Below are 12266 nucleotides of genomic sequence, written 5' to 3'. Positions count from 1 at the left end.
ACCAGCGCCGGCGCCTCCGCCCGCTCCGCGGCCAGCCCGAGCACCGCCTCGTGGATCGGCACCTCGACCGCCGGGACCTCTGCGTACTCACTACGGAACACCGTTCCTCCTCGGACGCTCGACACGACGCGGAAGACACTCAGTACGACTTGGGCAGACCCAGAGTCTGATGGGAGACGTAGTTCAGAATCATCTCCCGGCTCACCGGCGCGATACGGGACACACGCGACGCCGTGATCAGCGACGCCAACCCGAACTCCCGCGTCAACCCGGCCCCGCCCAGCGTGTGCACCGCCTGGTCCACCGCCCGCACACACGCCTCACCCGCCGCGTACTTCGCCATGTTCGCCGCCTCACCCGCCCCCACGTCGTCCCCCGCGTCATACAGGAACGCCGCCTTCTGCATCATCAGCCGCGCCAACTCCAACTCGATGTGCACCTGCGCCAGCGGATGCGCGATCGCCTGATGCGCACCGATCGGCGCCTTCCACACCGTCCGCTCCCGCGCGTACTCCACCGCCCGCCCCACCGCGAACCGCCCCATGCCGATCGCGAACGCCGCCGTCATCACCCGCTCCGGATTCAGCCCCGCGAACAGCTGAAGCAACCCCGCGTCCTCATCCCCCACCAGCGCGTCCGACGGCAACCGCACCTCGTCCAACGTCAGCTCGAACTGCTTCTCCGCACTCTGCAACTCCATGTCGATCTGCCGCCGCCCGAACCCCGCCGCATCCCGCGGCACCACGAACAGGCACGGCTTCAGACTCCCCGTCCGCGCATCCTCCGTACGCCCCACGATCAACGTCGCATCGGCGATGTCCACCCCCGAGACGTACACCTTCCGACCGTTCAGCACCCAGTCCGTACCGTCCCGACGGGCCGTCGTCGTGATCCGATGCGAGTTCGACCCCGCATCCGGCTCCGTGATCCCGAACGCCATCCGCCGCGAACCGTCCGACAACCCCGGCAGCCACGCGCGCTTCTGCTCCTGCGTACCGAACCGCGCGATCACCGTCCCGCAGATCGCCGGCGACACCACCATCATCAGCAGCGGACACCCCGCCGCCCCCAACTCCTCCAGAACGATCGACAGCTCCGCCATCCCGGCGCCCCCGCCGCCGTACTCCTCCGGCAGGTTCACCCCCAGATAGCCGAGCTTCCCCGCCTCCGCCCACAACGCGTCGGGCTGACCGCCCTCCGCGACCACCTTCGCCAGATACTCCCGGCCGTACCGCCGGCCCAGCGCGGCGACCGCCGAACGCAGCGCCTTGTGTTCATCGGTCTCGGTGACACCAGCACTCATGACGACTCCTCGGAACGATCGATACGGACAAGCGAGAGATCTTCCTGAACACGCCCGCTCAGACGGACGGTTACGAACCCGACTCCGGCGACGCCGCCTCCCCCGCCTCCCGCACCACGGCCAGCAGGGCACCCACCTCCACCTGCTGCCCGACCGCGACCGGCAACGCCGTCAGCGTCCCCGCCGCCGGCGCCGAGATCCGGTGCTCCATCTTCATCGCCTCCAGCCACACCAACGGCTCACCGGACCGGACGTCGGACCCCACCGCCAAGCCCTCCGCCACCCGCACCACCGTCCCCGGCATCGGCGCCAGCAACGACCCCGGAGCCCGCTCCGCCGCCGCGTCCGGGAACCGCGGCACCACCGTCAGCACCACGCCGTTCACGAACACCCGGCCGTCCCCGTAAGCGGACACCGCGAACGTCCGCCGCACACCGTCCACTTCGAGCACCACACGCCCCGCGTCGACATGCAGCACCCGCACCCCGTCCGCCTCCGGACCCCCACGCCCGTACCGGTACGCCGCCTCGTGCTCCACCCCCGCCATCCGGTACCGCTTCACCAACGGCTGCGACGCCACGTTCCGCCAGCCACCGAACCGCGACCGCCCGAACCCGTCCGCCAACGCCGCCGCCAGCGGCGCCCACACATCCACCGCCGGCTCCGCCAGCACCGCCAGATGACGGTCGTAGAACCCCGTGTCCATCCGCGCCCCGGCGAACTCCTCGTGCCGCAACGACCGCACCAGCAGATCCCGGTTCGTCACCGGCCCGTGCACCACCGCCCGCTCCAGCGCACCCGCCAGCTTCCGCACCGCCTCCGCCCGCGACCCGCCCTGCGCGACGACCTTCGCCAGCATCGGGTCGTAATGCACCCCCACCACGTCACCGCCGACGAAACCCGTGTCCAGCCGCACCCCCTCCGGCACCTCCAACCGGTGCAGCCGACCCGTCTGCGGCGCCCAGCCGGCCCCCGGATCCTCCGCATACAACCGGGCCTCCACCGCATGACCCCGCGCCACCGGCGGATCACCCTCCAGCCGCTCCCCCTCCGCCACCCGCAACTGAAGCGCCACCAGATCCACCCCGAACACCGCCTCCGTCACCGGATGCTCCACCTGGAGCCGCGTGTTCATCTCCAGAAAATGCGCCCGCCCCTCCGCGACCAGGAACTCCACCGTCCCCGCACCCACGTAGTCCACCGCACGCGCCGCCCGCACCGCCAGCTCGTACAACGTCTCCGTCAGACCACCCAGACCCGGCGCCGGCGCCTCCTCGATCACCTTCTGATGCCGCCGCTGCAACGAGCAGTCCCGCGTCCCGAGCGGCCACACCGTCCCGTGCGCGTCCGCCAGGACCTGCACCTCCACATGCCGGCCGCCCTCCACGAACGGCTCGACGAACACCTCACCGTCCCCGAACGCACTCAGCGCCTCCGCCCGCGCCCCCTCCAACGCCCCGTCCAGCTCCGCGAGATCACGGACGACCCGCATCCCCCGCCCGCCACCGCCCGCCGCCGCCTTCACCAGCACCGGCAGATCCCCCGCCGTCACCCGCTCCAACGGCGCCAGACCCATCAACTTCTTCGCCCGCGTCTTCGACGCCATCGCCTCGATCGCCTCCGGCGACGGCCCCACCCACACCAGACCCGCCTCCAGCACCGCCCGCGCGAACCCGGCGTTCTCCGACAGGAACCCGTACCCCGGATGCACCGCGTCCGCCCCCGCACGCAACGCCGCCGCCACGATCAGATCCCCCCGCAGATACGTCTCCGCAGGCGCAGCACCCGGCAACCGCACCACCACATCCGCATCCCGCGCATGCAACGCACCCTCATCGGCGTCCGAACACACCGCCACCGTCCGCACCCCCAGCTCACGGCACGTACGGAACACCCGACAGGCGATCTCGCCCCGGTTCGCCACCAGCAGACTCGAAATCACGGGACCCCTCACATCCGGAAAACGCCGAAACCACCCCGCGCACCCTCGAAAGGCGCCGAGTGGACCGCGGACAGACACAGACCCAGCACCGTGCGGGTGTCCCGCGGATCGATCACCCCGTCGTCGTACAACCGCCCCGACAGGAACATCGGCAACGACTCCGACTCGATCTGCTGCTCCACCATCGCCCGCAACGCCGCATCCGCGTCGTCGTCGTACGGACGCCCCTTCGCCACCGCCGACTGCCGCGCCACGATCGACAGCACACCCGCCAACTGCTGCGGCCCCATCACCGCCGACTTCGCACTCGGCCACGCGAACAGGAACCGCGGATCATAGGCCCGCCCGCACATCCCGTAATGCCCCGCCCCGTACGAAGCGCCCATCAGCACCGACAGATGCGGAACCCGCGAGTTGCTCACCGCGTTGATCATCATCGCGCCGTGCTTGATGATCCCGCCCTGCTCGTACTCCCGGCCCACCATGTAGCCCGTCGTGTTGTGCAGGAACACCAGCGGGATGTCCCGCTGATTCGCCAACTGGATGAACTGCGCCGCCTTCTGCGACTCCGCGCTGAACAGCACCCCCTGCGCGTTCGCCAGCACCCCCACCGGATAGCCGTGCAACGACGCCCACCCCGTCACCAGACTCGCCCCGTACAACGGCTTGAACTCGTCGAAGTCCGACCCGTCCACCACCCGCGCGATCACCTCCCGCGGATCGAACGGATGCCGCAGATCCCCCGGAACGATCCCCAGCAACTCCTCCGCGTCGTAGCGCGGCGCCACCACTCCACCCGGATCCGGATACGCCTTGCGGTGGTTGAGCCGCGCCACCACCCGCCGCGCCTGCCGCAGCGCGTCCCGCTCGTCGACGGCGAAATGGTCCGCAAGACCCGACACCCGAGCGTGCATCTCCGCACCGCCGAGCGACTCGTCGTCGCTCTCCTCACCCGTCGCCATCTTCACCAGCGGCGGCCCGCCCAGAAAGACCTTCGCCCGCTCCTTCACCATGATCACGTGATCCGACATCCCCGGCACGTACGCACCGCCGGCCGTCGAATTGCCGAACACCACCGCCACCGTCGGAACACCGGCCGCCGACAACCGCGTGATGTCACGGAAGATGGCGCCCCCCGGAATGAAGATCTCCTTCTGCGACGGCAGATCCGCACCCCCCGACTCCACCAGACTGATACAGGGCAGCCGGTTCGCCAGCGCGATGTCATTGGCCCGCAGCGCCTTCTTCAGACTCCACGGATTGCTCGCCCCGCCCCGCACCGTCGGATCGTTCGCGGTGATCAGGCACTCGACGCCCTCGACCACCCCGATCCCCGTGACGAGCGACGCCCCCACCGTGTAGTCGCTGCCCCATGCGGCAAGCGGGGACAATTCGAGGAACGGCGTGTCGTCATCGAGAAGGAGCTCGATGCGCTCGCGGGCCGTCAGCTTGCCCCGCCGGCGATGCCGCTCCACATACTTCTCACCACCCCCCGCCAACGCCTTCGCCTGCTCGGCATCCAGCTCCGCGAGCTTGCCGAGCATGCTCGCCCGACGCTCCGCGTACTCTGCGCCACTCGGATCGAGCGCGGAGGAAAGGACAGTCACAACAGGGCCTCCGGAATATCCATGTGCCGGGAACGAAGCCACTCACCGAGAGCCTTGGCCTGAGGATCGAAACGGGCCTGGGAGGCGACGCCCTCGCCGAGGATGCCGTCGACGACGAAGTTGAGGGCGCGGAGGTTGGGCAGGACATGCCTGATGACTGACAGATGACGACTTTCAGGTATCAATACCTGAAATCTGTCAGGTGTCAGTTCGTGCGCCAGCCATCGCCAGGCGTCGTCCGTGCGAGCCCAGACCCCGACGTTCGCGCTCCCGCCCTTGTCCCCGCTGCGGGCTCCGGCGATCAGCCCGAGCGGTGCCCGCCGGGTGGGCCCAGCGGGCAGCGGCGGGGGCAGCGCGGGTTCGTCGAGCGGTTCGAGCGCGCGGGTGTCGTGGGGCGGGGGCACCGGGACGCGGCGTCCGTCGTGGAGGAGGGCAACGTGCTCCACATCCCCCTGCGGAATGCGCACATCCTCGAAAACACCGTACGGCGACCCCGGCCCCGGCGGGGCCGACACGTGAAACCCCGGATAGCTCGCGAGCGCCAGTTCGATGGCGGCGCCGGTGAGGGTGCGGCCGACGACGGCCGGGTCGGGGTCGCGGACGACGAGCCGGAGCAAGGCGCTCGCGGCCTCCTCGGTGGGGGCGTCGGGGTGGTCGGTGCGGGCGAGGTCCCAGCGGATGTGTGCGGGGCGGGCCTTGGCGGCGCCGAGGGCGGTCTCCATCTGGGCGCGGACGAGGTCGGCCTTGCGCTGGATGTCGAGTCCGGTGAGGACGAAGGTGACTTCGTTGCGGTGGCCGCCGAGCCGGTTGAGGCCGACTTTGAGGGTGGGGGGCGGGGCTTCGCCTCGGGTGCCGGTGATGCGGACGCGGTCGGGGCCGTCCTGGGTGAGGGCGAGGGTGTCGAGGCGGGCGGTGACGTCGGGGCCCGCGTAGCGGGCGCCCTGGGTCTCGTAGAGGAGTTGGGCGGTGACGGTGCCGATGTCGACGATGCCGCCGGTGCCGTCGTGTTTGGTGATGACGCTGCTGCCGTCTTGGTGGAGTTCGGCGAGGGGGAAGCCGGGGCGGTGCAGGCGGGCGGGGTCGTGGTGGGTGAAGAAGGCATAGTTGCCGCCGGTGGCCTGGGTGCCGCATTCGAGGACGTGTCCGGCGGCGACGGCGCCGGCGAGGGCGTCGTGGTCGTGGGGTGTCCAGCCGAAGTGGGCGGTGGCGGGTCCGGTGACGAGGGCGGCGTCGGTGACGCGTCCGGTGATGACGATGTCGGCGCCTTCGCGGAGGCAGGTGGCGATGCCGGCGCCGCCGAGGTAGGCGTGGGCGGCGAGGCTGCCGGGGTGGTGGGGGGTGCGGTCGTCGCCTTCGACGTGGGCGACGCGGGTGGGGATGCCCAGGCGGGCGGCGAGTTCGCGGACGGCGTCGGCGAGTGCGGCGGGGTTGAGGCCGCCGGCGTTGGTGACGATGCGTACGCCGTGGTCCTGGGCGAGGCCGAGGCTCTCTTCGAGTTGGCGCAGGAAGGTCTTGGCGTAGCCGCGGCGGGGGTCTTTGAGGCGGTCGCGGGCGAGGATGAGGAGGGTGAGTTCGGCGAGGTAGTCGCCGGTGAGGATGTCGAGGGGGCCGCCGGTGAGCATGTCGCGCAGGGCGTCGAAGCGGTCGCCGTAGAAGCCGGAGGCGTTGCCGATGCGCAGGGGTCGGCGGGTGGCGGCCGGCGTGGCGGGGGTCACGGGCGGGGTCCCCGGGGTGGGCGTCCGGGTCCGGGGGGTCCGGCGAAGGACTGGGCGATGTCGAGCCAGTGGTCGGCGTCGGGGCCGTGGGCGTGGACGTCGAGGTCGGTGCGGTGGGCGCGTTGGGTGACGAGGAGGCAGAAGTCGAGGGCGGGTCCGGTGACGCGCTGGGGGGCGTCGGCGGGGCCGTGGGTCCAGAGGTCGCCGGTGGGGCTTCGGAGTTCGACGCGGAATTCCTCGGCGGGTGCGGGGAGGCCGTGGGCGGCGAAGGCGAAGTCGCGGGCACGGACGCCGATGCGGACGACGTGGCGGAGCCGGTCGGTGGGCTGCCGTCGTACGCCGAGGGTGTCGGCGACGTCCTGGCCGTGGGCCCAGGTCTCCATGAGGCGGCCGGTGGCCATGGAGGCGGCGGACATGGGGGGTCCGTACCAGGGGAAGCGGGTGCCGGCCGGTGCGGCGCGGAGGGCGTCTTCGAGGGCGGTGCGTCCGGTGCGCCATGCGGCGAGGAGGTGTGCGGGGGGTTGGGCGGCGCCTTGGTCGGCGCCTTGGTCGACAAAGGTGTCGGGGGCGGCGAGCGCCTTTTTGACCTCGTCGGCGAAGGCGTCGGGGTCGGTGACGGCGATCAGGGCGGCGCGGTCGGTCCAGGCGAGGTGGGCGATCTGGTGGGCGATCGTCCAGCGGGGGGCCGGGGTGTCGTGTGCCCAGTGGGTGGCGTCGAGGTCGGCGACGAGCTGGTCGAGCTGTTCGCTCTCGTGGTGGAGGTCGTCGATGACGGCGGCCACGGGCGACGGGTCGGACACGGTGCGCTCCCCTCGGGACACGGCGGTGTGTGGCTGGGAGCATGGCAGCGCTCGGAGAAACAAGCAAGCGTGCTTGCATGGATTTTTGCCAGGGCCGTCCGACCGGCGGGCGGCGCGGCGGTCCGGGTGAACTCCCGCCGTTGGGGCAGTCGTTGGCTGGTGTCAGCATCGCCCGGTACCGCACTTCCGGACGCATCGGCACTCCCGTCCCCACCCCGACTCTCCGCTCGCACCTCGGCGCTCCCGCGCTCCCGCACCCCCACACTCCGGGTGGAGGCGCCGGGAGGGCACGTGCCAGTCTCTTTGCGCCACGTGTGCCGCTCGTGTCCGCCGGAGGGCGCGGAGTCGGATGTTCCGAGCGTCATCGGCCGGTCACGTGACGCGACGCCGCCTTGGAAGTGGCGTGTTTGGCGATGGCTGGGATTCGTCGTTTGCGGCGCGTTTTCCGTCGGTCGGACGACGGGCGGGCGGAACGTGACGCAAGGCGCTTCGGGAGGTTGCGCGACGCCATATAACGATCGCGAAACGGTCGACCCATCACCGGTAGGGCGTGCGCGGGAAAGCACCGGTATTGGCGTGCCGGTATCGGTCTGTCCTGTTGTCCGGTCGCATTCCGGTCCTGGCGAATTCTCGACTGGCCCCGGATGGCGGGCCGTTAGTGTGGGCGCAAAGACCTAGGGGGGCAAATGCGCCATGCACCGATGGTTGGTCGCAATACCGCGGGGGCGGTGACGGCGGGGATCGTGGGGCATTCTTCGGCATCGGCCGCGGGTGGATATCGAGCCCTCTCCTGATGCGGTCCCGGGGGTGATACGCCGAGCCGGTTCGTGTTCCGCGTCCGGCATCCGGTCTCGCGGTGGCCGTCGCCGGTCCGGCCGTGGGGTGTGCCGGGTGGCCGGCGGTGCGGGCCGGCGGGCTCCGCGGTCGTTCGCCGTGGTCTGCGCGGGCGGTCGTCCGGGGCGGTCCGGGCCGCCGGATGTCCCCGCGGGGAGGGCGTGTCCGCCCGGTCCCGCCGTGCGCGGCACGGGGTGGCCGTCCCTGGCGCGGGGGCGGGCCTGCGGGCGTGTCGCCGGGGCCGCGGGCGTATCGCGTCGCCGGCGGGTTCCCGGCCGTCGGCCCGTGTTCCTCCCGCGCTCTGCGCGGCGCTCCTCCCGGCACGTCCCTCATCGCTTCTCTCGGCACTTCTTCCGCCGCTCCTCCCGGCGTTCGGCGCGCGCCGCGGGTGGCGCGGCGGCGGCCTCCCTTGGTGCGCACGGCCTGGACGGGCCGGTCGCCTGCGCCCGTGTTCGTTATCGAAAGGAAGCAGCTGTGACAGACGAACAGGTCCTCAGAGCCCAGAAGTGGGTCAACTCCAACTACGGCGGCGTCGCCGGCTACGTCGCCTGCCCGGAGAACGGTGTGTCCGGTTGGGGCACCATGAACTCCCTGGTCATGGCGCTCCAGCACGAGCTCGGCATCAGTCCGGTGGTCGCCTCCTTCGGCCCCACGACGTACGCGAAGCTGGATGCCCTGGGGGACATCGGCTTCGAGTGGGACAAGAACCGGAACCTGGTGGCGGTGCTGGAGTTCGGGTTGTGGTGCAAGGGGTATTGGGCGGTCGAGCCGGGCAGTGAGGGGTGGTTCACCGGCGTCACGCGGGACGCGGTGGAGAAGCTGCGGTCCAACATGGGGATCGGTGGCCCGGGGGTCATCACCGCGAAGATCGCCAAGGCCATCCTGAACATGGACGCCTATGTCGTCGTCGCGGGCGGCACGGACAAGATCCGGGGTATCCAGCAGTGGCTGAACCAGAACTACTGGACCCGGAGCGCGGCGAGCATCGGTCCGTGTGACGGCATCTACTCGCGTGACGTGCAGAAGGCGCTGATGATCGCCTTGCAGTACGAGTTGGGCATCTCCTCCCCGAACGGCAACTTCGGTCCGGGCACTCAGGCGGCGCTGCGGAACGTGTCGCTGTCCGAGGGGAGTTCGGGGACGCTGGTGAGTCTGTTCACGGCGGCGTGTGTCTTCAACGAGCCGGTTCCGATCGGCAACGGGGTGCGCACCACGTTCAAGTCGTCGTGGGATGCGAAGACCACCGAGTACGTCAAGTTGTTCCAGGAGTTCTCCTATATCCCGCAGACGGGGCGCGCCGACTACACGACGTGGGCGCAGCTGCTGGTGTCGATGGGTGATCCCGACCGGGCGGTGACGGGTTCGGACACGCGGTTCGTGATCAGTTCGGCGCGGGCCAAGTGGCTGTACGACAACGGGTACCGGATCGTGGGCCGTTACCTGTACCACCCGGATCCCAGTTACGAGAAGCAGATCCAGCCGGGTGAGCTGGAGACGATTCTGGCGAACAAGCTGAAGGTCTTCCCGATCTTCCAGGTCCACGGTCGTGACGTGTCGGAGTACAAGTACGAGATCGGTTACCAGCATGCGTTGAAGGCGCATGAGATGGCGGAGGGTTTCGGGATCAACCGGGGGACGACGATCTACTTCGCGGTGGATTACGACACCACGCAGGAGGAGATCGACGGGCACGTCATCCAGTATTTCCAGGGGGTGGCCTCGGGTCTGGCGAGCCGGGGCAAGAAGTACGTGCACGGTGTGTACGGGTCGCGCAACGTGTGCATCAACGTCACGAACAAGACCTATGCGCGGTATTCGTTCGTGTCGGGTATGTCGTGGGGGTTCTCGGGGAATCTGGGTTTTCCGCTGCCGTCGAACTGGTCGTTCAACCAGATCAAGGAGACGGGTGGCATCTCGATTCCGGGGAGCGATCCGATCGACCTGGACAACGACGTGTGGCGGCCGAACTCCGATCCGGGTGTGTCGTCCCTCAACCGGGACGCGTCGCCGGCGTCGGACTTCATCAGCCTGATAGCGGGGTTGTACGCGGCGGCGGTGGACTACAAGGCGTCGCACTCGACCGACCGGTCGGCCTCGAAGCTGGTGATGGAGTTCATGCGGCACAAGACCTACGGTGGCGTGCAGTGGCAGGCTCTGATCGGCGACTACGACCACGACTTCGTGTCGTACGCGAGCGGCAAGGGGTTCTCGGTCCTGCCGGAGTTCACCGATCCGGTGTCGGGGTACCGCATCGGGGCGGAGCATATGCTGGCGACGGCCGACGGTCATTACGTGGTGGACCAGCCGGGCAATCCGAAGAGTGTGAACGTGGGGGACATCACCGGCTGGGGCGGTGACCTGATGACCTTCTACACCGACTGGCGCAACTCCGAGGAGCAGTACGCGTCGGGCAGGGCGTTCTGCGAGGCGAAGCTGGCGAAGCCGGGGGTGTCGTCGTCGTTCGGGTTCACCGATCTCATCGAGGACGCGGACGGCTATCTGGTCGCGCGGGCGGTGCGGGGCGGGAAGGACATCGCGACGGCGGTGCGGGAGCGGTACAGCAACGGCGGGACGGCTCTGAAGCGGTTCACGGACTATTTCGGGGGGCGCTGGGGGTCGGCCGGGGACTGCAAGCAGGCGGCCTGGAACGTGCTGACGGCGACGGATCCGATCTTCGATCTGGCGCGCAATTACTTCATCACGCTGGACGGGGCGATGTATCCGAACGTCATGATCAACCTTCCGGGTGGGTCGGACAAGTTGGACAGTTTCGTTCAGGGGTTCACCGACGCCCTCCTTGCCCGGGTCGGCGCTGAGTAGCAGAGAGTTCTTCCGTGGGAATTTCGTTCGTCGGGGCCGTTCTGTTCTGGATTCCGACCGTGCTGCTGTGCGGGGTCGTCGTGGTGGCGGCGCGGCGCAGACGGCGGGGGCAGGGGTGGCTGCGGCCGTCGTCGTTCGTCGCGCTGGGCTGTGTGGCTTTGCTGAACGCGGCGACGGTGTGGCTGGTGGGGTTCTCCCGGGCGGGTCTGGATCTTCGGGAGTCCTGTGAGAGCAGGAGCGGTGTCCGTTTCGACGACGCGTGGAACGACGTGCACTACGCGGAGTCGCAGCGGTTCTTCCCGCTGCACGCCAAGTGCAGTGCGTCGGTGGATCTCGTCCCGGCCTGGATCAATCCCGCGGTGATCGCCCTCGTACTTCTGTTCGTCGGCTGCCTGGGTGCGGCCGGCTGGCTCGGAGTGCGCCATGTCATCAGAGAGGGAAAGAAGACGCATGTCTGACACCGAGATGCCCAGACCGACGCGGCGCCGTGTGCTGACGGTGGGTTCCGCGCTGGCCGTGGGGAGCGCCGTGTGGGCGCCCGGCACGGCTGCGGCGGCCCCGACGGCGGCCGGGGCCGCCGCGCCGGGGAAGGCGTCGCCGGGTGCGGGCGACAAGACGGTCGCCTGGACGGCGCGGCGCAGCGCGAACGGCTGGCCGGTGCTGGCCGACGCGCCCTCGCACCGGGTGGAGGGTGCGGGCGGGCTCGCGGTCCGTCTGGCCGCGGGGGACGCGGCGACGGTGCTGCTGTACGTGGTGCGCCGCTACTGCTACGAGGTCGAGATGCTGGAGGCGCGTGACCTGTCGGGGCACACCTCCGACACCGGGGTGCGGGCCGACATGGAGAGCAACCGGCTGTCGGGGACGGCTCTGACGATCAAGGAGGTGTACTACCCGCTCGGCGCGCCGGCCGGCAACGGGATGAGCGATGCGCAGGTCACGGTGGTCGAGGACATCCTGGCGGACTGCGGGGGTGTCGTCGCCTGGGGCGGTGAGTCGAGTCCGCTGAAGCAGTCGCACTTCCAGATCGACGTGCCGCCGCACGACTCCCGTCTGAGGAAGCTCGTGGCCACGATCAACGGGTGGGAGGAGCGGCCGGGCCGGGGTGCCGGGACCGTCGACGCGTTCCGTCCGGCCCGGATCTCGCGTGCGCGCAAGGCCCGTAACGCCCGGTGAGGCCGGGCGTGGTGCCGCGGGTGTGATCGCGGCCGGGTGATCACGGCGTGTGCGGTCCCGGTCGGGCCGGTC

8 protein-coding genes are annotated in these 12266 nt (G+C 70.1%); 3 read left to right on the top strand and 5 right to left on the bottom strand.

The features are described from left to right. Positions 1 to 139 precede the first annotated feature (139 nt). The 5 genes from ACGFS9_RS02510 to ACGFS9_RS02490 all read right to left on the bottom strand — a co-directional run bounded on the left by ACGFS9_RS02510 (position 140) and on the right by ACGFS9_RS02490 (position 7367). Positions 140 to 1303, bottom strand: a complete 1164-nt coding sequence (locus tag ACGFS9_RS02510) for an acyl-CoA dehydrogenase family protein (protein WP_393249983.1) — start codon at positions 1301 to 1303, stop codon at positions 140 to 142. Between the two features lie 70 nt (positions 1304 to 1373). Further along, on the bottom strand, positions 1374 to 3245 hold the full coding sequence (locus ACGFS9_RS02505; protein WP_393249981.1) for an acetyl/propionyl/methylcrotonyl-CoA carboxylase subunit alpha: 1872 nt from the start codon (positions 3243 to 3245) through the stop codon (positions 1374 to 1376). Between the two features lie 8 nt (positions 3246 to 3253). Next, positions 3254 to 4852, bottom strand: a complete 1599-nt coding sequence (locus ACGFS9_RS02500) for an acyl-CoA carboxylase subunit beta (RefSeq protein ID WP_393249979.1) — start codon at positions 4850 to 4852, stop codon at positions 3254 to 3256. Then, positions 4849 to 6567, bottom strand: a complete 1719-nt coding sequence (locus ACGFS9_RS02495; protein ID WP_393249977.1) for an acyclic terpene utilization AtuA family protein — start codon at positions 6565 to 6567, stop codon at positions 4849 to 4851. Before ACGFS9_RS02495 ends, ACGFS9_RS02500 begins: the two co-directional genes overlap by 4 nt. Next, positions 6564 to 7367, bottom strand: a complete 804-nt coding sequence (locus ACGFS9_RS02490) for a TIGR03084 family metal-binding protein (protein ID WP_393249975.1) — start codon at positions 7365 to 7367, stop codon at positions 6564 to 6566. Before ACGFS9_RS02490 ends, ACGFS9_RS02495 begins: the two co-directional genes overlap by 4 nt. A 1308-nt stretch (positions 7368 to 8675) precedes the next feature. Here ACGFS9_RS02490 and ACGFS9_RS02485 point away from each other — a divergent pair. Genes ACGFS9_RS02485 through ACGFS9_RS02475 form a run of 3 tightly spaced genes read left to right on the top strand, consistent with a single transcriptional unit; the run spans position 8676 to position 12194 of the window. Then, positions 8676 to 11021: a glycoside hydrolase domain-containing protein gene (locus tag ACGFS9_RS02485; protein ID WP_393249973.1), complete on the top strand. Its 2346-nt coding sequence runs from the start codon at positions 8676 to 8678 to the stop codon at positions 11019 to 11021. 14 nt (positions 11022 to 11035) lie between these two features. After that, the gene (locus ACGFS9_RS02480; RefSeq protein WP_393249972.1) at positions 11036 to 11479 is read left to right on the top strand and encodes a hypothetical protein; all 444 of its coding nucleotides are present in this window, start codon (positions 11036 to 11038) and stop codon (positions 11477 to 11479) included. Beyond that, positions 11472 to 12194: a hypothetical protein gene (locus ACGFS9_RS02475; RefSeq protein WP_393249970.1), complete on the top strand. Its 723-nt coding sequence runs from the start codon at positions 11472 to 11474 to the stop codon at positions 12192 to 12194. The genes ACGFS9_RS02480 and ACGFS9_RS02475 overlap by 8 nt, the downstream gene beginning before the upstream one ends. Positions 12195 to 12266: the final 72 nt, after the last annotated feature.

The organism is Streptomyces sp. NPDC048566 (genome assembly GCF_043199735.1).
Taxonomy (GTDB): domain Bacteria; phylum Actinomycetota; class Actinomycetes; order Streptomycetales; family Streptomycetaceae; genus Streptomyces.
The sequence above is the reverse complement of the archived record's forward strand: the minus strand, read 5'-3'. Positions and strand labels throughout refer to the sequence as shown.